Origin of the sequence: Mesorhizobium sp. M1396 (genome assembly GCF_040317725.1) — a bacterium.
GTDB lineage: Bacteria > Pseudomonadota > Alphaproteobacteria > Rhizobiales > Rhizobiaceae > Mesorhizobium.
In genome coordinates this window covers 1-20,934 of record NZ_JAMYLA010000076.1, presented here as the reverse complement: position 1 = coordinate 20,934, position 20,934 = coordinate 1, and the positions used below count along the sequence as shown (strand labels likewise).

At 62.6% G+C, this 20,934-nt stretch carries 22 protein-coding genes; 5 read left to right on the top strand and 17 right to left on the bottom strand.

Annotated elements, in window-relative coordinates; translation table 11 throughout:
* Window positions 1–96: 96 nt before the first annotated feature.
* Both NKH02_RS31435 and NKH02_RS31430 read right to left on the bottom strand, forming a co-directional pair.
* A complete protein-coding gene (locus NKH02_RS31435) occupies window positions 97–453 on the bottom strand; it encodes a hypothetical protein (protein WP_352872817.1) in 357 nt (118 codons plus the stop codon).
* 67 nt (window positions 454–520) lie between these two features.
* Window positions 521–2,143: an ABC-F family ATP-binding cassette domain-containing protein gene (locus NKH02_RS31430; protein WP_352883551.1), complete on the bottom strand. Its 1,623-nt coding sequence runs from the start codon at window positions 2,141–2,143 to the stop codon at window positions 521–523.
* Between the two features lie 470 nt (window positions 2,144–2,613).
* Between NKH02_RS31430 and NKH02_RS31425 the strand changes: the two genes are divergently transcribed.
* On the top strand, window positions 2,614–3,174 hold the full coding sequence (locus NKH02_RS31425; RefSeq protein WP_352883548.1) for a hypothetical protein: 561 nt from the start codon (window positions 2,614–2,616) through the stop codon (window positions 3,172–3,174).
* Between the two features lie 111 nt (window positions 3,175–3,285).
* On the opposite strand, the gene NKH02_RS31420 is transcribed toward NKH02_RS31425, so the two are convergent.
* Window positions 3,286–3,885, bottom strand: a complete 600-nt coding sequence (locus tag NKH02_RS31420; RefSeq protein ID WP_352883545.1) for a YdeI/OmpD-associated family protein — start codon at window positions 3,883–3,885, stop codon at window positions 3,286–3,288.
* Window positions 3,886–4,257: 372 nt separating this feature from the next.
* Here NKH02_RS31420 and NKH02_RS31415 point away from each other — a divergent pair, with 372 nt between their 5' ends.
* Window positions 4,258–4,986, top strand: a complete 729-nt coding sequence (locus NKH02_RS31415) for an SDR family oxidoreductase (RefSeq protein ID WP_352883543.1) — start codon at window positions 4,258–4,260, stop codon at window positions 4,984–4,986.
* A 59-nt stretch (window positions 4,987–5,045) separates the two neighbouring features.
* On the opposite strand, the gene NKH02_RS31410 is transcribed toward NKH02_RS31415, so the two are convergent.
* Window positions 5,046–5,978, bottom strand: coding sequence for a LysR family transcriptional regulator (locus NKH02_RS31410; protein ID WP_352883541.1), 933 nt, complete (start codon window positions 5,976–5,978; stop codon window positions 5,046–5,048).
* A gap of 15 nt (window positions 5,979–5,993) precedes the next feature.
* Window positions 5,994–6,899, bottom strand: a complete 906-nt coding sequence (locus NKH02_RS31405; RefSeq protein WP_352883539.1) for a S1C family serine protease — start codon at window positions 6,897–6,899, stop codon at window positions 5,994–5,996.
* Window positions 6,900–7,132: 233 nt separating this feature from the next.
* Between NKH02_RS31405 and yghU the strand changes: the two genes are divergently transcribed.
* Window positions 7,133–7,999, top strand: coding sequence for a glutathione-dependent disulfide-bond oxidoreductase (gene yghU / locus NKH02_RS31400; protein ID WP_352871506.1), 867 nt, complete (start codon window positions 7,133–7,135; stop codon window positions 7,997–7,999).
* A 347-nt stretch (window positions 8,000–8,346) separates the two neighbouring features.
* On the opposite strand, the gene NKH02_RS31395 is transcribed toward yghU, so the two are convergent.
* Window positions 8,347–8,649 (bottom strand): DUF1236 domain-containing protein, encoded by a 303-nt coding sequence (locus NKH02_RS31395; RefSeq protein WP_352871504.1) that lies wholly within the window; start codon window positions 8,647–8,649, stop codon window positions 8,347–8,349.
* A 449-nt stretch (window positions 8,650–9,098) separates the two neighbouring features.
* Here NKH02_RS31395 and NKH02_RS31390 point away from each other — a divergent pair, with 449 nt between their 5' ends.
* Together NKH02_RS31390 and NKH02_RS31385 are read left to right on the top strand one after the other, a co-directional pair.
* Complete coding sequence (locus NKH02_RS31390; protein ID WP_352883537.1) at window positions 9,099–9,401, top strand: hypothetical protein; 303 nt, start codon at window positions 9,099–9,101, stop codon at window positions 9,399–9,401.
* A gap of 338 nt (window positions 9,402–9,739) precedes the next feature.
* Entirely contained in the window at window positions 9,740–9,946 is a 207-nt protein-coding gene (locus NKH02_RS31385; RefSeq protein ID WP_352871501.1) for a hypothetical protein, read from the top strand.
* Between the two features lie 1,067 nt (window positions 9,947–11,013).
* Here the strand turns inward: NKH02_RS31385 and NKH02_RS31380 are convergent.
* The 11 genes from NKH02_RS31380 to NKH02_RS31335 all read right to left on the bottom strand — a co-directional run bounded on the left by NKH02_RS31380 (window position 11,014) and on the right by NKH02_RS31335 (window position 20,818).
* Complete coding sequence (locus tag NKH02_RS31380; RefSeq protein ID WP_352883535.1) at window positions 11,014–11,784, bottom strand: exodeoxyribonuclease III; 771 nt, start codon at window positions 11,782–11,784, stop codon at window positions 11,014–11,016.
* A gap of 7 nt (window positions 11,785–11,791) precedes the next feature.
* Complete coding sequence (locus NKH02_RS31375) at window positions 11,792–12,436, bottom strand: alpha/beta hydrolase family protein (protein ID WP_352883532.1); 645 nt, start codon at window positions 12,434–12,436, stop codon at window positions 11,792–11,794.
* 55 nt (window positions 12,437–12,491) lie between these two features.
* Complete coding sequence (locus tag NKH02_RS31370) at window positions 12,492–13,619, bottom strand: tetratricopeptide repeat protein (RefSeq protein WP_352883530.1); 1,128 nt, start codon at window positions 13,617–13,619, stop codon at window positions 12,492–12,494.
* Window positions 13,616–14,521 (bottom strand): non-homologous end joining protein Ku, encoded by a 906-nt coding sequence (ku, locus tag NKH02_RS31365; RefSeq protein ID WP_352883528.1) that lies wholly within the window; start codon window positions 14,519–14,521, stop codon window positions 13,616–13,618. Before ku ends, NKH02_RS31370 begins: the two co-directional genes overlap by 4 nt.
* A 268-nt stretch (window positions 14,522–14,789) precedes the next feature.
* The gene (locus NKH02_RS31360; RefSeq protein WP_352871493.1) at window positions 14,790–15,191 is read right to left on the bottom strand and encodes a type II toxin-antitoxin system HicB family antitoxin; all 402 of its coding nucleotides are present in this window, start codon (window positions 15,189–15,191) and stop codon (window positions 14,790–14,792) included.
* A gap of 5 nt (window positions 15,192–15,196) precedes the next feature.
* Window positions 15,197–15,385, bottom strand: a complete 189-nt coding sequence (locus tag NKH02_RS31355; protein WP_352871492.1) for a type II toxin-antitoxin system HicA family toxin — start codon at window positions 15,383–15,385, stop codon at window positions 15,197–15,199.
* A 54-nt stretch (window positions 15,386–15,439) separates the two neighbouring features.
* Complete coding sequence (ligD, locus tag NKH02_RS31350) at window positions 15,440–17,932, bottom strand: DNA ligase D (protein ID WP_352883525.1); 2,493 nt, start codon at window positions 17,930–17,932, stop codon at window positions 15,440–15,442.
* A gap of 45 nt (window positions 17,933–17,977) precedes the next feature.
* Window positions 17,978–18,202 (bottom strand): hypothetical protein, encoded by a 225-nt coding sequence (locus tag NKH02_RS31345; RefSeq protein ID WP_352871516.1) that lies wholly within the window; start codon window positions 18,200–18,202, stop codon window positions 17,978–17,980.
* 191 nt (window positions 18,203–18,393) lie between these two features.
* Entirely contained in the window at window positions 18,394–18,483 is a 90-nt protein-coding gene (locus NKH02_RS34610; RefSeq protein WP_502910910.1) for a putative RiPP precursor, read from the bottom strand.
* Window positions 18,484–18,824: 341 nt separating this feature from the next.
* Window positions 18,825–19,910 (bottom strand): glycosyltransferase family 9 protein, encoded by a 1,086-nt coding sequence (locus NKH02_RS31340; protein ID WP_352883523.1) that lies wholly within the window; start codon window positions 19,908–19,910, stop codon window positions 18,825–18,827.
* 335 nt (window positions 19,911–20,245) lie between these two features.
* Window positions 20,246–20,818 carry a GNAT family N-acetyltransferase gene (locus NKH02_RS31335; RefSeq protein WP_502913879.1) on the bottom strand — a complete coding sequence of 191 codons (573 nt, stop codon included), beginning with the start codon at window positions 20,816–20,818 and terminating at the stop codon, window positions 20,246–20,248.
* Between the last annotated feature and the right edge of the window lie 116 nt (window positions 20,819–20,934).

The window sequence follows — 20,934 nt, the reverse complement described above, 5'->3', positions numbered from 1 at the left end:
ACAAAACCGACCAGAGCTTCAACGCCATCATCCATCTCGCCGCCGCCGTGATAAACTCCAGATGAATCTCAACAGGCCCTAGCCCGTCGGTCGTGGCTATGGATATTTTGTCTGAGCACTCGCGGGGTTTAGATCGCCCTGCAACTCCTTCGGCAGCGGGAGGCTTGAGCATTGCAGGTGCACCTCGCGGGCAAACAACTTTCGTTGCTTCTGCTCATGCTCCTTGATGGCTGCAACGAGCCCCATTGAGTACGGGCCAAGCAAGACGCCAAAACCCCATCCCGGATGCTCTTTCTCGCGAGCCTCGTAGTCCGAAGCCGCCATGCGGGCTTGTTGGCATTCGGGCGACGCCCATTTCTGGTCTTGCTGCGAAAGCGAGGTCCCATAGTCGACCGGAGAGGTCGCGCATCCCGCCATGGTCGCGGCCAAAGCGACCGACATTGCAATTCTCATGCCGGAGCCTTTCCCACGCATTGTGGAGGGTACATGGAACTCTTCCTCACAAATAACCGCCGTCTCCTTAGCTTCGCAACCCAGGAGCCTCCTGCCCCGTCCTCTCGACATATTCCGTATAGCCGCCGCCATAAGTGTGGATGCCTTCAGGCGTCAGCTCCAGCACCCGGTTGGAGAGTGCTGCCAGAAAATGCCGGTCGTGCGAGACGAACAGCATGGTGCCTTCATATTGCGAGAGCGCCGTGATCAGCATCTCCTTGGTGGCGATGTCGAGATGGTTGGTCGGCTCGTCCAGCACCAGCAGATTGGGCGGATCGAACAGCATCAGCGCCATCACCAGCCTCGCCTTCTCGCCGCCTGACAGAACGCGGCATTTCTTCTCGATCTCGTCGCCGGAAAAGCCGAAACAGCCGGCGAGCGCCCGAAGCGGCGCCTGGCCGGCCTGCGGGAATGCGTCCTCCAGCGTCTGGAACACCGTGCGCTCGCCTTCCAGCACTTCCATGGCGTGCTGGGCGAAATAGCCCATCTTGACGCTCGGGCCACGCGCGACCGTGCCGGTGTCTGGGTCGGAAGCGCCGGCGACCAGCTTCAAAAGCGTCGACTTGCCGGCGCCGTTGACGCCCATGATGCACCAGCGCTCGCGGCGGCGGACCTGGAAGTCAAGGCCCTCATAGATGGACCGGCTGCCGTAACCCTTGTGGACGTTCTTCAGCGTGACGACGTCCTCGCCGCAGCGCGGCGCAGGCTGAAAATCGAAGGAAACGGTCTGGCGGCGCTTGGGCGGCTCGACGCGGTCGATCTTGTCCAGCTTCTTCACCCGGCTCTGCACCTGGGCGGCATGCGAGGCGCGCGCCTTGAAGCGCTCGATGAAGGCGATCTCCTTGGCCAGCATCGCCTGCTGGCGCTCGAACTGCGCCTGCTGCTGCTTGTCGGCGATCGCCCGCTGCTGCTGGTAGAATTCATAATTGCCGGAATAGGCGGTCAGCGAGCCACCGTCGATCTCGACCACCTTGTTGACGATACGGTTCATGAACTCGCGGTCGTGCGACGTCATCAAGAGCGCGCCGTCATAGTTCTTCAAGAAGGATTCCAGCCAGATCAGGCTTTCCAGGTCGAGATGGTTCGACGGCTCGTCGAGCAGCATCGCGTCGGGCCGCATCAGAAGAATGCGGGCCAGTGCCACGCGCATCTTCCAGCCGCCGGAGAGTTTGCCGACATCGCCGTCCATCATCTCCTGGGAGAAGCCGAGACCATTGAGCACTTCCCGCGCGCGGCCATCCAGCGCATAGCCGTCGAGCTCCTCGAAGCGGTGCTGCGCCTCGCCATATTTCTCGATGATCTCGTCCATCTGTTCGGCCTGCTCGGGATCGGCCATGGCCGCCTCGAGCGCTGCCATTTCGGCAGCGACTTCGCTCACCGGTCCGGCGCCGTTCATCACTTCGGCCACCGCGCTATGACCATCCATGTCGCCGACGTCCTGGCTGAAATAGCCTATGGTGACGCCGCGATCGACCTGCACCTGACCCTCATCGGGCTGCTCCTGGCCGGTGATCATGCGAAACAGCGTCGTCTTGCCGGCACCGTTGGGTCCGACGAGGCCGACCTTCTCGCCCTTCTGCAGGGCCGCCGACGCCTCGATGAAGACAAGCTGACGGCCGTTCTGCTTGCTGATGCTTTCAAGTCTGATCATGCGGTTCCGGGACAATGCGTGCGATGAAAGGATTTGCCCGGCGCCTTACGCGAATGACGGCATCGAGGGAAGAGGCGCAAGCGCCGCATACAGCGATCTCCCCGTGTGGAGGAGATGGCCGGCAGGCCAGAGACCATCAACATTGTGAAGAAGCGCACGGCAGGAAGCACGGCAACAAGCACGCCAAGGCTGCTTGATCTCTCCAACATCATCCCGGGAAAAGGCCGCCACTCGCAAAAGCGAGGGCGGCTTTTTTCTTGGCCGCAACTTCCGCGAAATCGCGCCGCGGACTTTCTGTCCAGAATAGCGTAAAATCAAATAGTTACAGCGGCTCGACGATTCAGATGTTCAACTGCTTAATGCGGATGGCAAGCGGCGCTCACCCCCGCGGTTCCGTGTCGGCTCGACTCATTGCGCCGCTGCCGCTACCAGTCCAGGCCGATTGACACGATACAGGACAATGGCCTGGGATGCTCGACCTTGATCTTCTGGCGCTGGGCGGGCTGTTGCTGACGCCCGGACCAACCAACATCCTTCTGGCCTTTTCGACCATTTCATCCGGGGCGCGGCGCACGGTGCCGATGCTGGGCGCGGCTGTGCTTGCCTATATGGCGATCATCCTGGCGGTGGCCGCACTGGCCGCCCTGATCTCCACGGGTGCCCAGATCGAGCTACGGACCGGCGTGAGGATCTGTGCGGTGCTGTGGCTGTTCTGGCTCGCCTACAGCATCTGGATCACTGAGGATCCCGGCGTCGAGGTTCGGCTGGTGACAGTAAGGCAGGTTTTCGTCACCACGCTCGTCAATCCCAAGGCAACGATCGTCGCCTTGCTGGTTCAGTCCGAAAGCATGACGGTGCAGCTTCTGACCACGATCGCCGCTCTGGTCGGCCTCGCGGGAGCGGCCTGGATCGTCGTCGGCCTGATGGTTCGCCGCAGCGGTTCAAACCTGCTCGGCCAGCGATCGCTGCGACAAGTCAGCGCCATCTGCCTGGCCGGCTTCGGCATCATCCTTGCCGGCAGCAGCCTTTAACGCCGACGGTCGCACGGGCAAGGGCCCGCTCGACCAATCTCTTGCATCAACACAATACGTTCACTTCAGGATAGACACCGCGGCGCCAATGGCTGGACGATAGTCGCAGCCCTACTTCTTCCCCTGCGGATAGATCGTCTCGCCGCGCTTCAGCATCGCCACAAACGTCTCGATCTTCTTCTTGCGACCGGCCTCGGTCTTCATGTTGTGGGTGCGGAAGGCGAGAGCGAAGCGGTTCTGCGCGCTGAGCTTTGCCAGCATCTCCTTGGCTGCCGGATCGGCATCGATGGCAGCCTGCAAATCATCGGGGATTTTCATCTCCTTGCCACTGCCATAGGCCCGCGCCCAGCGTCCGTCGGCCTTGGCCGCCTCGACCTGCCTCAGCCCGTCCTCGGTCATGCTGCCCTCGGCGACCAGCCGCGCGACATTGTCGATGTTGATCTTGCTCCAGATGCTCTTCTTGCCGCGCGGCGTGTAGCGCTGCAGAAAGCTCTTGTCGTCCAGCCCCTTGCGTACCGCGTCGATCCAGCCGAAGCACAACGCCACGTCGATGGCTTCCTTCGGCGTGATCGACTTCAGCCCCGACCCCACCTTGTGCACCTTGATCCAGATTTCGCTTTCCGTGGCGTGGTGCTTGCCGAGCCAGGCATGGAAGCTTTCCGGATCCGGAAACTCCCGGACTTTGTCGGGATCGACTTTGACCGGCGCCATCAGTTGGTCTGCCTGTTCGGTGCCGTCCGCGCCATCGCTTTCACTGTCGTCCCGCCTCCAGAATCGCGCCTATCGTCATTGACCGGCATCGTGGCATGAATTGCTGTCAGTTCCGTCAGCAAGCTTGTCGGGCGCGTACGGCGTTCCTTCGCGCCCCCTCTGTTGGCGGTTCCGCCGACGGCATTCTTCCTGGAGGCCAGACTATAGCCTTCAGGATTGGGACTCGGGCGAGGCCTTTATCGCTTGCGATGGGTGAGCGGCTGCTTCTACGCCATCGGCATTGCCGATGACATCATCGGTTTCTTCCGTTTCCCTTTGCCACGCCGAACTGCCAATTCACAGCCATGTCCATCCAACCAAAGGCAGAGCGCAATGAGCACGTCGAAACAGAAAATCCTGATCGTCGGCGGCGGTTCCGGCATGGGCCTGGCGCTGGCAAGGCGCTGCGTCGAGACCGGTGCTGCGGTCGTCATCGCCGGGCGTGGCGAGGACCGGCTGCAGCAGGCGCGCGAAACGCTGGGCAATCCCGCCGGGCTGGAGGTGGCTGTCGCCGACATCACCCGGGAAGAGCAGGTCGTGGCGCTGTTCACACGGATCGGCGGGCTCGACCATATCGTCAGCACCGCGGCCGACATCGAAGGCGCCTACCAGCTGTTGCCGGCACTTGACCTGAAGGCGGCGCAAAGGGTTGTCGAAAGCAAGCTCTACGGCCCGCTCCTGCTCGCCAAGCACGGCGCTCCACGCTTGCCAGCCACCGGCTCGATGACCTTCGTCTCCGGCATCGCCGCCCATCGGCCGGCCGCGCGCGGCTCCGTCGTTGCCGCGGTCAATGCGGCGCTCGAAGGGCTGGTGCGGGCGCTGGCCGTCGAACTCGCGCCGATCCGCGTCAATGCCATGTCGCCCGGCTGGGTCGACACCGCGATCTGGGCCCAGGTGGCCGGCGATCGCAAAGACGAGACGCTGGCAGCGATGGCCGAGCGGTTGCCAGTCGCGCGGATCGGCCAACCCGACGACATCGCCGACGCCATCGCCTTCCTGATCGGCAACGGCTTTACCACGGGAACGACGCTGCATGTCGAGGGTGGCCACCGCCTGGTCTAGACCGCCGCTGCCTTCGTCAGGAGTTGTTTGCAAACAAGGGCTTGGAGCGGTTCGCCGATTCAAGGCCTGAACCAGTCCTGGGCGGGCGACGGGACCGGCACCAGCGTGTCGCGCATGGCAGTGAGCAATTGCTTGAGCGCCGGCGGCTGAACGCGCTGGCGGCGCCAGATCATCGTCAGCGGCGCCGTGCGTATCCCGCCGGGCCACGGCATTTCGACGATGTCGCCACGCGCGAGCGCTTCGTTGACGGCAAGGCGTGGAACGAGGCCGAGCCCCGCGCCGGCCGTCACCAGCCGCGCAATGGTGCCGATGCTGCCGACTTCAGCGGCAAGTTTTGGCGCGGCAACGCCCGCCTCCGCAAAGGCTGCGTCGAATATATGCCGGTAGATGCATCCGGGCTCCGTGGCCACGAAGCGCAGTGCGGCAAGCGCGGCCAAGTCGCTCGGCACGCTGCCCTGCCCCGGAGCCGCGACCAGCACCAGCGGTTCGGCCGCTATCGTGCGCCTGGCGAGGTGTTCGCCGGCGGCGTCCTTCCCCACATCACGACGGTCGAAGCAGAACGCGACATCGATCTCGCCGTCCTCCAGCTGGCGCAGCAGCGCGCCGCTGCCCGCCACCTTCATCCGTACGGTGATGTCGGGATGGCCGGCCTGGAACCCAGCCAGCCAGGTCGCCAGCCGGGCCGACGCAATCGTCTCCAGCGCGCCGATGGTCACCTGCCCGCTTGTCTGTCCGGCCGCCGCCTGCACGGCCGCGCGCGCCTCGCCATCGAGCCGCAACAAGTCCTCGGCGATAGGCCTAAGCGCGATACCCGCCGGCGTCAGTTCGAGACCTGACTTCGCGCGCGTGAACAGCACAGCGCCAAGCTCCGTTTCGAGCGCCTGGATCTGGTCGCTGACGCTCGATTGCGCGAGGTGGACCACCTCCGCGGCACGCGTGATGTTGCGGTTTCGCGCCACCGCCAGGAAAGTCTTGAGCAGTCTCGGATGCATCGCGGGCTGGCGCGCCTACTGCAGCTGCGGCTTCTTCAGAAAACTGCTGCGGTCGGCCGATTTGACGCGCAGCCAGGTTTCGCGGCCGTCGCGCAACACCCGCATCGGGATCTCGGCACCCGCCGAGCCGCTCTCCCACAGCTTGCGGTAGAAATCGGCCAGTCCGTCGACCGCCCCGTCGCGAATGTCGGAAATGATGTCGCCCTCGCGCAGGCCAGCCTTGGCCGCCGGGCCGCCTTCGGTCACGCTCATCACCACCACTCTGCCGTCGCTTTCGGCCGACAACGCGCCGAGCCACGGGCGCGGCGGCTTGGCCACCTGGCCGCGCGTCAGCAGATCGTCGAGAATCGGCGGCAACAGATCGATCGGCACCACCATGTTGATGTCGGCGACTTCGCCGTTGCGGCTCATCTGTAGGCGCAGCGAACCGATGCCGAGCAGCGAGCCGTCGGAACCGAACAGCCCTGCCCCGCCCCAGGACGGGTGCGCCGGCGCAATAAAGATCGCCTCGTCAAGCAGATACTCCCAATAACCGGCGAATTCCTGCTTGGTGACGATCTTTGCCTGCACCGACTGGCCGATGCCGTCCGCCAGCACGACGGCGTCTCCGACCTTCGCCTTGCCGGCATCGCCCAGCGCCACCGCCGGCAGGCCGAGCGGTGCCAGTGCCTGCACCAGGCCGAAGCCCGATTCCTGGTCATATGCCAGCGCGTGCGCGGGCACGACGCGGCCGTCATGGCTGGTCAGCCAGACTTCGTCCGCCTCGGTGATGAGGTAGCCGATGGTCAGCACGAGCCCGTCACCGCGAATGACGACGCCGCTGCCTTCCCTGAGCGTGCCCAGCGCTCCGGCCGTAAAGGCATCCTCGGGAACGGTGGCACGCACGGCAACGACCGAGCGCGGATTGGGATTGATGGTCATGCTTTTGTCCTGCGATGCAATGCTTTGGCGAGGCGATATCTCATATACCTATGCCGCATGGGAGATGGTGCAAGGGGTGTAGTGCTGACCTTCTCCCCTTACGCGGAAGAAGCTCGCTGCGGCGTCGGCATAAAACAATAGTTCAACGCAAGTTGAACTTCCCGATCCGCAGCCCTAGCTGTAGATGGATCAGCCCATCCTTTCCACAAGCCCCCCGAGCACGAGGCCCCGAGATGACCGAATACACCCCGCCGAAAGTATGGACATGGAACAAGCCGAGTGGAGGCGCCTTTGCCAGCATCAACCGGCCGATCGCCGGCCCGACGCATGACAAGGAACTGCCCGTCGGCAAGCATCCGCTGCAGCTCTATTCGCTGGCAACGCCAAACGGAGTCAAGGTGACGGTCATGCTGGAGGAACTTCTGGCACGCGGCCACAAGGGCGCCGAATATGATGCCTGGCTGATCCGCATCAACGATGGCGACCAGTTCGGCAGCGGCTTCGTCGAGGTCAATCCCAACTCCAAGATCCCCGCTCTGATGGACCGCGGCGGCAAGACGCCTGTGCGCATCTTCGAATCCGGTTCGATCCTGGTCTATCTCGCCGAAAAATTTGGCGAATTCCTGCCCAGCGAGCAGCCGGCCCGCGCCGAAGTGCTGTCCTGGCTGTTCTGGCAGATGGGCTCGGCACCGTATCTGGGCGGCGGCTTCGGCCATTTCTACGCCTACGCGCCGGAAAAGTTCGAATATGCCATCGACCGCTTCTCGATGGAGGTGAAGCGCCAAATGGACGTGCTCGACCGCCGGCTGGCGGTGTCGCAATACCTCGGCGGCAAGGACTACTCCATCGCCGACATGGCGGTGTGGCCCTGGTATGGCGGGCTGGCGCTTGGCCGCATGTATAACGATTCCGCTGAGTTCCTGTCCGTGCACGAGTACAAGCATGTGCAGCGCTGGGCCCAGGCGATCGACGCCCGCCCGGCGGTCAAGCGCGGCCGCATGGTCAACCGGGCCTTCGGCGAGCCTGCCCTACAGCTGCACGAGCGCCACGACGCCAGTGACTTCGACACGAACACGCAAGACAAGCTGGCAGCCGAGTGAGCTGAAGGGCTAGCCGGCCGACCTCCCTCCCCCGTGGGGAGGTTGGCAGCTTCAACCGCCCGCCTCGTGTCGACGGCCGACATCCACAGCCTGTCGATGTCGGCAAGAAACGTCTCGTCGATCTCGTCGAGATGGTTCCCCTACAGGCCATCCTCGTAGAAATAGCCGAGGTCGCTCTCGATCTCCTCGGCCTTTTCGGCCTTGTCGGCCCGGATGTTGCCGAGAATTTCCGCCGCCGCCGAATAGACCAGGCATGGCAGGCCTCAAAAACAGAGCCCGCCACGACCGCCAGGTCGTGACGGGCTTTTCCCAAGTCCGACGCGGCAACCTTGTGTCGGCGCCATCATTCAGCGCAGGACCTCGACGATTTGACGGGTCTCGGGATCGACCAGGACCGTCCGGTGATTGATAACGGCGACGCGATATCTGACGTCGGGTACCTCACGCAGTTCGACCGTGTCCGGCACCGACGAGCCGAGCTTGAGCTCGACGCCCAGCAGGTTCACCGACGCAAGCGGCTCCCTCTTGATGTATTCGCGAACGACCGTCTCCTGTTCCGGCTGGACGACGACGACATTCTCCGCCAGCGCCGCACCGATACCGCCCATCAGGACGATCGCGGTCGCCGCACTCGAAAGATGAAGTTTCATGACCATTCTCCTATTGGTAACAGAACTTCCGCCCTGCATGGAAACTCCACCGCAGGTCCGGGGTTCCATTCCAAATTTAAGAATTGAAGGCATCACGAGGTTGGCCATGGTATTCAATGGTTGTTGGAACGATGCTCGGAAATTGGCGCGGAATAGCTCTCCAGCTTCACGGGTAAACTGCCGATCTGGGGCAGATATTAATGCGATTCACCTTGATGTTTGTCGTGTCCCGTGGCGCCGTTCACCGGACTTGTCTTTCGCACACGCAAATAATAGATGGGTCTGGCCACGACAGACACCGCAATCCGCTGGTCGACCAAACCAGTCATAGGCTGACGTGCAAGCCAGCGGCGATCCAGACTCACGCCCCGTCTTGGCGAGTCGGGCGCGGGAACAAACGCCGGCACCGTGAGTTTCGCCTCCAGTCTTTTGAAGGATTGGAGGCCAGCATGGCACCGCGCGGCAAACCACGCACCGACATCGAAGATGATGCACCGCGGGCCGATGGCCCGACCATCGAGCAGCAGGATTGGGACGCGGTCAAGGGCGGCCAGATCCTGCCCGACTCCGAAAACGGCGACATCGAGAAGGACGGCGAACTGCCCGAAGAAGACGACGACAACGCCTACCAGAACAGCGACGAAGCCTTGCCCGACGATCAGGAAGAAGCCGCGATCAACGCCACCCGACCCGCGAAGGCCGGTTCGACGAGACCTAAGCCGGAGCACTTGCAGAGAGGCTGGCGACGCTAGGCGGCGTCACTCATCTTGACCATCTTGTTGACCAACTTGCCAAAACCACATTTTCCGTGCCCGAATTATTCGCGAAAGACGCTTGGCCGGCTAAGTTTTTGCCCAGGCATTATATCAGTTTTGACTAAAATAATGGAACGTCCAATGGACATTGCCGGAACCGAACAGGCCCCCTTGGACCTTTGCGTCCGACCGCTAAGACCTTGGTCCCACGGGAGAACGCAAAAGCCCGATGTGACCGATTGAAGCCCGCACACGGGAACATCGGGCGCCGCTTGTCGTTTGTCGCAAAGGCCTGGCAGGACGACAGTCGACATCCAATTCGGAGGAACAGCGCGATGCCCCGTCGATCCATTATCGTCAAGACAGGCCATGGCCCAGGTACGGCGATTGCCGTGCTGATGGTCGGGTTGATGACGGTGGGCATCGTGTTCCTCGTCCTGGGCGGTTCGCTCTATTTCAGCGAGCCGCCACCGGATCAGCGCGCGCTGTCTTCGCCGCCCGCCCGATCGATTCAGGCGGCGGATGGCAAAGCGGCAAACTGATCGAGCCTCACCCGTCATCGTCGCCCCGGCGCAAGGCGCGAGTCTCATCATCACGACGGGCAACGGGGATATGGGGCGGCACTGCCGGCGCCGGCACCACGACCGTGATCATTACCGGCGCGGACATCACGATCGCCGTTGCTTCGTGAAGGTGACGAGGCATTGGCGCCATCGCCACTGGGTGATCAGGGAAGGTGCGCATCTGCGACTTCTACCGCTACTGAACGATATCGAAATTACCACCGCGCAGGGCACGGCCGCTGTCTGAAGCGCAGCGGCCGTCAGGCTGGTGCTGATGGCGGCTGGCGCGGTTTGACGCTCGGGACGAGGGCATTTATCCATCGGGCCGCTTGCATTAATATTAGAGACACCGAATATAGAGGTCGGCCGATGACCGCCAGAAGTCGGCCGGGCCCGGCGTGCCTCCCTTTGCACCTGGCCGCCGGGCCATTTTTCTCCTTGCCGTTCCGCCCTCAGGCGGCACCCTCAGCGCGCCAGCATCTTGCCGTCCTTCGCCGCCGCGACTGTCCGCGCCTTGGGCACCGCGACCGCCGCCTCGGGCACGCGCCTGCAAGAAAGAGAAACTGTTTTTAGACGCGAGATTCGGGCCTCGAATCCGCACTTTAGCCCCCGGCCTATTCCGCTTTCGCGGAAGTTTCGGCCGACGCGCAATATGCAATGCTCCTAATGCGGCGGTACGAGCCGCCCTGGTTGACGCGGGCGCCCGAGCCATCCCAACAATGCGCCCCCCCGTCCGCGTCGACCACGGCAGCCGACTGGCGCTATAATCCGATCCGCGAAGTCGTGCGCCGGCAGTGCCGACAATGCAGTCGCGCAGACGGCAGCCGCAAGCACCACGACGGCCCCGAACAGTATCTCATCTCGACGAGGCCAAGGTCAGGCATGCGGCCTCGATCGACAAGTCCTGTTGGAGTCGGTGTTCATGGGCAATCCGGTTGCGTTGGGGCACTTTGCAACAGACTAGCCTGCGACGACGACGCTGCACAGATGATGCTGGCGGCGGTAAGCGGCAGGCCATCGCCGCCAGTGGCTTGAAAGCAGTCGCCTTACTTCAATTCCACCCACACCGGCGCGTGGTCGCTGGCACCATCCTTACCGCGCACGTCGCGGTCGATGCCGGCGGCCGTCAGGCGCCGCGCCAGTTTCTTCGACAGCAGGATGTGGTCGAGCCTCAAGCCCGCGTCGCGCGGCCAGCGGTTGCGGCGATAATCCCAGAATGTGTAGAGCGTCGCCTTCGGATGCTTCTTGCGCAGCGAGTCCGTCCAGCCCTGCTCGAGCAACGCGGCGAACGAAGCCCGGCTTTCCGGTTGCACCAGCGCGTTGTCGTCATAGGAGCGGGTGGGGTAGATATCACGCGGCTCGGGCACGATGTTGTAATCGCCGGCCAGCACCACAGGCAGGCCTGTGTCGAGCAGCTGTTCGGCATGCGCCTCCAGCCGCGCGTGCCATGCGAGCTTATAGGCGAATTTCGGTCCGGGCTGAGGATTGCCGTTCGGTGCATAGAGGCAAGCGATGATGATGCCATTCACCGCCGCCTCGATGTAGCGGCTCTGGCTGTCGGCATCATCACCAGGCAGGACATCGCGGGTCAGCACCGGTTCGGCACCCCGCGCCAGGATGGCGACGCCGTTCCAGCTCGGCTCGCCCTTCCACACCACGCCATATCCGGCCGCCGCAAGGGCCGAGCGCGGGAACTGCGTGTCGCGCGCTTTCAGTTCCTGCAGGCAGACGACATCGGGCTTTGCGACGGTCAGCCACGCCAGCAGGTTTTCCAGCCGGCTGTTGATGTTGTTGATGTTGAAGGAGGCTATCTTCATCTACGGGTCAGGAGGCGACCCTGCCTGCCCAAGCCTTCACCGTCTCGGCAAGCGTCTTCAGATGGTCGGCGGTGGAGAAGCCCGAGACATTCTTGCGCGGCTTCAGGTCGTGGTCGCCATCCTCCAACCAGACAACCTCAATGCTGTCGGAGAGCCCATAGCCGGCAACTTCGTCCCTGGTGCCGAACTCGTCGCGCGTGCCCTGGAAGATCAGCGTTGGCGTCTTGAGGTCGGCGAGGTGTTTGGTGCGCAATTGCTCAGGCTTGGCCGGCGGGTGGAAAGGATAGCCGAGGCACAGCAGCCCGGCGATCTCACCCTTGGCAAACATCTCGTCCGCCACCATCGAGGCGACGCGCCCGCCCATCGATTTGCCGCCGATGATCAACGGTCCCGCCACGCCCTTGCCCCTGAGGTCGGCGATCGCCTTGATGTATTCCGGGTTCACCGTCTCGGCCCGCGGCGGCGGCTTGCGGTGGCCATAGCGGCGCGCGGCCATATAGTGGAATTCGAAACGCGCCACCTGGAAGCCGGCCGCGGCCAGCGCCTTGGCGGTGGCCGTCATCGAAGGCGAATCCATCGACGCGCCGGCGCCATGGGCGAGCAGAATGGTGATGGGGGCGGTGTCGTGGCCGTCGAAGAGGAAGGTGGTCATGACGTGATGTCCCGCGCGACGGCGACGCTGTCATCGCGGCCTTCGCCAATCATCCTCACCCCGCCGTCCGCGCCAGCTGCAAATCCACGAACTGCACGCCCTTGGCTGCAACCCTCGCCCATTCGGACTCCGCGTCGAGTTCGAGATACCGCGCCCACAGCCGCCGCGCCTCCAGCAGATTGCCGGCGTCGAATTCCAGCCGGGCGAGGTTGAACACCGGATCGGCATAGGTCTTGTCGAGTGCGATCGCCTTCTGCAGGTGCCTTCGCGCCGAGGCCTCGCGGCCCTGCTCGCTCATCAGCCCGGCCAGGTTGAACCAGGCTTCGACGAAGGCCGGGTCGAGTTTTATCGCCCGGGCATAATCGTGCGCGGCGTCCGCCGCGTGGCCCCCGGCGCGCAGGCAGTTGGCGCGGTTGAAGGCGGCTATCGCGTCGCTCGGGTCGATGGCCAGGCAGCGCTGGTAGAGCGCGGCAGCCCCTTCATGGTCGCCGCCCTCCTCCGCCGCTTCGGCCTCGGTGAACAATTCTTCCAGCGTATCGTCGCCTGTCGAACCGGCGTTGCCCAAATCGAACAGCAATTGGCCGTCGAGTTCGCTCTGGCCATCCTCGAGATAGATAGCGTCGGCGCGCCCGTGCTGCGAGCCGACATTGAGCGACTTGGCGGTGAGCGAAGCCACCGGGCCGGAACGATGGACGGAGCGCGCGATCGCGCCCCATGTCGCACCGCCGGCGATGAGCCCGGCATATTTGCGCGCCAGGATCAGGTCGCGGAAGGAATAGGGTTCGCTGTCATGCTCGAAAGCGTCGAACAGGCTGAGCAGGCCGAGGTCGGCACCCGATAGCCGCGATTGCTCGATCAGAGATTGCCTGGACAGTGAGGACGCCTCCGGCGCCTTCATCAGCCCGAGCAGGCGCAGGAAACCGTTTTCACTGAGGAGTACGCGCCCAGCCACACGCTCAGCGGAGACGCGGCGCTCGATCTCGACGTCACCGTTCCTGGAGAGCCCGGCCTTGGCCAATAGCGCGCGCCCGAACACGACATGCGTGGTGCGCCTGACAACGCCGTGCCGCAACTGGCCGTGCTGGCGCTCGACTTCGCGTGCGGCCAGCCGCAGCGGAAACGCCGCCAGCGCGCCGATGGTACCAAAGACGGCCCCTGGGACCAGGACGGCCGGTGCCGTCATTTCTTGCTCTTGCCGACCGCCTTCAGCAGATTGGCCTTCAGCGGATTTTCGGCAGCGCCGCCCGCTGCCGCCCTCCTGGCGGCGGGCTTGGCGACCTCGTCGGCCTTGCTCTTCGACTTGGCCGGTGGCTTCGACTGCGACAAGCTCGCCTTCAGCGCATCCATCAGATTGATGACATTGCCGCGCTCGGGTGCCGCCGCGATGATCGGCTTGTGGCCCTTCAGCTTCTCGCGGATCATCGTCATGAGTGCCGCCTCGTAGCGGTCCTCGTAGTTCTTCGGATCGAAGGTGGTTTCCTTCTGCTTGATCAGCGCCTCGGCGAGTTGCAGCATTTCCGGATCGGGCTTGCCGGCTGGGATGTTGCCGAAATATTCAGCTGTGCCGCGCACTTCGTTCGGGTTCCTCAACGTGCACACGAACATGCCGTTCTCGCGGGGGCCGATCGTCACCACGCGTTCCCGGCTGGACAGTACAAGGCGGGCAATCGCCAGCTTGCCGGATTTGCGCATGGCTTCGCGCAGCACGGCGAAGGTTTCTTCCGCCATCGCGCCATCGGGCGCCAGATAATACGGCGCGTCCTGATAGATGACGTCGACCTCGTCCTCGTCGACGAAAGCCTCGATGTTCATCGTGTGGTTGGATTCGATTCGCACCGCGTCGAGGTCGGCATCATCGATGATGATGTACTGCTTGTCCTCGTATTCGTAACCCTTGACCAGATCCGAACGCTCGACGAGCCCGAGTTCCGGGTCGACCGGCTTCATGTTGATGCGGTTGTGGGTCTTCTTGTGCAACTGGTTGAAGCTGATGCGCTCGCTCGCGCTGGTGGCGGGGTATAGCCGCACCGGACAGCTGACGAGGCTGAGTTTGAGGTAACCTTTCCAACTTGCCCTGGGCGCCATGATAAACTCCTACGCGGCCATGCACTGACATTACTGCAGCGCTTTTTCGTCCGAAGGACGAACGAGGCTACGGAAATCCTACACCGACCCCGCACGATACCGGCAAATCCCTGACGAAATCTTCCAATACGCCTAGGGGGCGAAGACAGAGAATAATTCAAATTGTTGGAAGCGTCGATGGAGGCGGGGGCGCAAGCTTCACAGAACCTGGGTTCTGCGAGCCTGCAGATGGATGCGCGCGCGACGGTCAAGCATCCTGCGCGGTAAATTATGCGGTTCCGAGTTCCATTACCTTCTTCGCCGCAGCAGTTAGAAAGCCAGACCGATTGTAGCCGTGTAATTCCGCATACTGATCGATCTGACGGAGAATATCCTCGGGAATGGTGACATTGACCCGAACAACCTTCTTCGCTTCAGCTTTCAGCGAAACCAGGATCGCAACACCGGTTCGGTTGTCCTTGCTCGCCATGACATCTTCTAGAGAGGATGGCTCCGGAATAGCTTCGCCATCCTCAACCAGACCGTCAACGTGGAAAGCCAGCGCCTCTTCAGCCATAGCTCGGGCGTCGTCCAAGTCCTTCCCGGCGGTTACAACCCCAGGAAAATCAGGGAAAAACACGCCGAAGTCGCTTTCGGCATCCTTATGGATAACTCCGATATACTGCTTCATGTCTCTCACCTCAGTCTCAGTCCAGATTGCTTTTCAATGCTACGCAGGGTGCCGATGGGAATGTCTCGTTTTGGGTGTGGAACGGTGACCCGTCCCGGTTTGTCGTTGTGCTTGAATTGAGCGTGACTGCCTTTTCGAGCTACCTCGAACCATCCATCAGCGACCAACGCTGAAATGACATCGGCGCTCTTCATGTGTGTGTATAAATACACACGATTTGATGCGATGTCAATGACCCTGGGCGGCGTCTACTTCGCCGTTGCGCCAACCACCGGCAAATCCCGCGCGAACTCATCAATCTCCGCCCATGGGTCCCCTGACGTCGCCAACAGCCCCGGCAGCGAGGCATAGTTCAGATCCTGCGGCGCATCGATTGTTTCCAGATCCGCCCAGCTCACAGGTGTCGAGGCCGGCAGATTGGTGCGGGCGCGCAGCGAGTAAGGCGCAGCGGACGTATGGCCGCGCGCATTGCGGTGATAGTCGATGAAGATGCGCTTCTTGCGGTTGTCCTTGCCCATGGTGGTGGTGAAGGTGTCGGGTGCGGTGGCGGCCAGATGCGTGGCGATGGCGTTGGTCGCCTGGTGCAGCTTCTTCCAGTTCTGCTTGCCCGTCACCGGCACGGTGATGTGGATGCCGCTGCCGCCGGACGTCTTGGCGAACGGCACCAGCCCCAGCCCCTCCAGTTCGCTCTTGATGTGCACGGCAGCCTCGACCACCTCGCGCCACGAAATCCCCTCGCCGGGGTCGAGGTCGAAAACGATCTGGTCGGGTTTGTCGAGGCTGGTGCGGTGGGTGCCCCAGGTGTGAAACTCGACAACGCCGAATTGCGCCAACGCCAGATAGCCCTTGGCGCCTTCCACCGAGAGGTAGGATTTGGTCTCGCCCTCGGAGTTGGTCGCCTCGAACGTCACCACCGAGGGCGGCATGCCGGTGAAGGCATGACGCTGGAAGAAGCAATCCTTCGGCAGGCCAGTCGGGCAGCGCACCAGCGACACCGGCCGGCCGAGAATGTGCGGCAGCATGAAGTCGCCGACCAGCGCGTAGTAGACGGCGATGTCGAGCTTGGTCGGGCCGGTCTTGCCGAACAGCCGCCGCGTCGGGTTGGTCACCCAGATGGTGGCGAGGTCGGCCTCCGAGATCAGCCGCTTGCGTGTTGAAGAAACCGGCGTCGACAGGCCGACATCGCGCAAGCCTCTGAACACCGCGTGGCGCAACGCATTGTCCGATGTGCGGTTGGCGTAGTGGATGCGGGCCGAGAGCAGCGGCTTCACCCAGTTCATCTCGCGCATGATTTCGCGCGGCGCACCCTCCGGCGCCGTCGCGCCTGCTGTGAGCGGCTCCAGCCTGGCGAGCAATTCAGCCGCGGTCCCGGCATCGAAGCCGGTGCCGACCTTGCCGCGATAATGCAATTCACCGTCCTCGAATTCGGCAAGGCCGAGTGCTGCCAGACCCTCTGCCGCGTCCGATTTGGTGTAGCCGGCAATGACAAAGTCATCGCTTTGCAGCGCCTTGGTCTTGGTCCAGCTCTTGGTGCGGCCGCTCTGATAGATTGCGGTGGCACGCTTGGAGACGACACCCTCCAGCCCGAGTTCGGACGCCTGATCGTAGAGCCCCTGCCCCGAGCCCTCGACATGGTCGGAGAACTGAATGGCGGAATTGGCGCCGAGGCCGGTCAGCAATTGCGCCAGCAGCGCCTTGCGCCGGACAAGCGGCGCCTTGGTCAGGTCCCAGCCATCGAGATGGAGAAGGTCGAAGGCGTAGAAGTGCAGCTTGCTGCCTGCGCCCGCGGCCAGCGCGTCCTGCAGAAGCGCGAAGCGGCTGATGCCCTTGGCGTCGAGCACGACGATCTCGCCGTCGATGATGGCATCGCGGCACGGCAGTTTGGCGAAGGCGCTGGCCAAGTCGCCATAGCGCTTCGTCCAGTCGATGCCGCCACGGGTGATCAGCTTGACCGTGCTGTCGGCGAGATGCGCCATGGTGCGGTAGCCGTCGAATTTGATCTCGTGCAGCCAGACCTCTTTGGTGCCCTCGCCATCCGGCGGTTTTGGCACCTGCGTCGCCAGTTGCGGTTCGATGCGGCTAAGTGCCGGGGCCTTGAACGCGCCCGGCAAAGTGCCTGGCTTCAGCGAACCCTTTCTGGATGCGGGTTTGGCGGCCGGTTTCGCCGGCACTACCAACTCCTCGATGCGTTTCCCGGATTTGACGCTTTCGGGCCGCGCGGTGAGAATGTCGAGCGCGGTGTCGGAAGCGAGATCGCGCTCCTTGAACAGCAGCCAGTTTTTCTTGCTCGGGTCCTCGCCGGGTTTCGGCTTCAGCCGAGTCAGCATCCAGCCGCCATTGAGCTTCTCGCCGGCCAGCCGGAACTTGAAGGCGCCGGTCTTGAAACTCTTCTCGACATCGTCCATCGGCGCCCAGGTGCCGGTGTCCCAGACGATCATCGGCCCGCCGCCATATTCGCCCTCGGGGATGACACCCTCGAAGTCGATATATTCGAGCGGATGATCCTCGGTCTCGACCGCCAGCCTTTTGTCGGCCGGATTGAGCGAAGGCCCGCGCGGCACCGCCCAGCTCTTCAAGACATCACCGACCTGCAGCCGCAGATCGTAATGGTCCGATGTGGCGTGATGCTTGTGGACGACGAAGCGGTTGCCTTCGCCGGCAATGAACCCGCCGGCCGGTTCCGGCGTCTTCGAGAATTCGCGCTTGGCGCGATAGGCTTTGAGTTTTGGTGGGGTTGTCATGACGAAGAGCGAAGCACGGCGGCCAGGAACAAGCCAGTCACGCTCTCAATCGTCGGTGGCCGGCGTCAACTCAAGCTCCGCTGGCGACAGCCCTTGTTGCAGTTGGCTCAGCCGGAACTCGTCGACCCAATAAGCCTCGCCGTCGACCAGAACGCGTGCCTGGTAGGTGCCGGCGGAAAAACTCCGCGCGGTGATGTAGACCTTGTGGCGATCGAGCGCCTTGCGAACCGCTGCGCGCTTGGAATTCTGGCCGATGACGGGACTGAACATGACGCTGCCCTCGGTCGCCCTGACACGCAACATGGCCGCTGTCCGCAGCCTGGCGACTGGGCTCAAGGATGACGGAGACGCGATCTCCTGTCAATTTCGGTGCAAGCGCCTTGATCGGGATCGGGCACAAAAAAACCGCCGCCTTGCGGCGGCGGGTTTGATGGTCGCGTTCGCCGAACGGCGGTTGCCTGTCAGGTCGGTGCCGACCCGGCGAAGACCGCCGTGACGCGCGAGAGCTGCTGACGCTTGTTGAGCGTCGGCTTTTCGTAAGTCTTTTTCATCGGTATCCCCAAAGCCCCAATCGGGCCGCGGCAAGGTGGGCACGCACCGGTGCTTTGTCAAGCTGCGGCTTAACCCTCTGCGAGAACATCCTTAGGCAGGCGCCCGAATGCGGCCTGCGGCAGGCTTCCGCGAATTCGAATGCGGCCAACACCAGTCGTTCAATCGCTGCAAACGGCGCATCCAGCCTCGGACTGTCTAGAGCGAACACAACGCTCGGTGCGGCCGCACAGCGAAAATATAGGCGTTCGCGCCTCTGCCCCGCGTCGTCATCGCTTCGCACAGTTCGGCCAGAACCGAACTCGCGGCACCTATGTTCCTTGCAGCTCTGGCTGCCGCCCAACTATGAGACCGGCGTGCCCGAACGAGAAGATTTTTGCACTTCCTCGATGAGATCGAGTGTCGCTTCTGCGACTTCAGCAACTTGAAGCCGCTGAACACAATGGTTGCATGGAGCGATGGATGGACAAGGCATGGGCGGCCGAAGCGTTCTGTTGGGGACACCAAACGGCCCCCATAGAGCAGGCGACTGCAGACCGAACAATCCCACCGCCGGGGTTCCGACAGACGCTGCAACGTGCATCGGACCGCTGTCATTGCCAAGGAAAATTGCCGCTTCGGCCAACAACGCGACAAGGACTTCAAGCGAGGCCTTTCCGACGACGGTGGCCACCGGCGACGTTGCCGTTTCGATTATGCTTTGCGCAACGAGCTTTTCATCAGGCCCACCGATGATCAGAGACCGCAGTCCGGTTTTGGCGTAGACCTCATCAATGACGGCGGCAAAATGTTGCGGCGGCCAACGACGCCCCTCAGACCTCGCGCCGGCATGCACAGCCACATAAGATTTCTTCGCCAATGCGTTTTCCGAAAGAAGCCTGGCACACTCCTCTTGGGCAACCTTGGTTGGCTGTAGTCGAGGGGTTGGATCCTGGATCTCCAACCCGAGGGCGCCGAGTGGAGACAGATACCTGTAGAGATAATGGGCTCCGCCATGTCCGAAGGTCGCAGCCAGAACGTTTGCTGGCTGGATTTCCCAGAACTTCAGCGGATGCTCGGGAGGATCGAAACCGACGCGAAGTGGGGAGCCGATCAAATGGTGTATGATCCGTGATGTTCTTGTATCGGTAAGATCGATGCTGAGATCGAATTTTCGACCCCGCAGATCAGAGATGACGGCATAGTACTCCTTCAATCGCTTAAGCAGAGGCCTTCCTCTGCCGCGAAATTCGAAGCCAACAGCAACGTCAGCAATATTTTGCGCGACAACGAACTGCTTAAGGCCAGGGGCGCAAATCATTGTCATAGATGCTTGTGGATAGCAGAGACGCAGATTGCGGACCAAAGCAGATGTCAGAGTCACATCTCCAATGTACTTTGTCTGAATAACGAGTATGGAACGAATTTCATTTCCGGATCTTGAACTCATTGAGATGATCTACCGCAGAAATCGCCTAACAAAATTGTCGCAAATGCACTATTCCGAACGTCAATCGCTGCTTTCAATGCAGAGGTAGCCAGCCTGCCGACAAGCTTGTTCGCATCATTAAAGAACCTCGGTTCAAAACCGTCACCCGGCCTTACCACCGAAGCTCTAATTCTTTCCAATACTGTCCGCGACAGGGCTACCCTTTATCATCCACCTAAAATCGGATGCAAACAATTATTCCGACGCGAACGTCGAAGGTCAGCAAATTTGCGGGTACCTTGATGCCCTGCTGCATTGGCAAGCGCGGTCGGCGTGACCGGCAAAACGCCGTTCCCTCAGTCCTTCAATCGCCGTAAGCGGCTCATCAGGCTCCGCACTGCCTTGAGCAGCCGCGGACGTGATCGCGCCATGCCTTCGGCCCGGCTGCGCAGCAAAATGGCAGCGTTCGCAGCCCTGCCCCGCACCGTCATCGGTTCGCAGATCTCGGCCAGAACCGAGCTCGCTGCACCGATATGTTCCTTGTAGCCCTGGCTGCCGACCGACAGGTCGAAATAGTCGAACCCCTGTCCGCGCCCCCACATCATCAGCTTGCCCATCATCGTCAGGCCGGGTGAGACATTGGCGACCGCATTCTGGTCGATGCCGAGCAGGAGGGTGTGAAGCGTGCCTTTTCTGGCCAGCACGTAGATGGAGGCGAGCCAGGCTTCACCGACGCGCAGCCCGAACAGCCGCACCGATCCATCGGACAGGCCTTGCATCGCCGCGTGGCGGTAGAAGTCGACGACCGGGGTCTGCGTCAGGAGGTCGAAACGCCCCAGCTCGCGAAAGCGCTTGAGCCGCAGTTCCAGCAGCGTGTCGAAAAGCTCCTCGGTCAGCGCCGGGGGGGGGGGTGGGTTCGGCAGCGCCAACCCCCCCCGCCGCCCACCGGGGTTGCCCGCCTGTCCCCCCCGGGGGTAAATACGCCCGTGGTCCGCGGCGGGGTGGTGGCCTCTACACTTCGGGTCCCCAAAACGCCGTTCAAAGG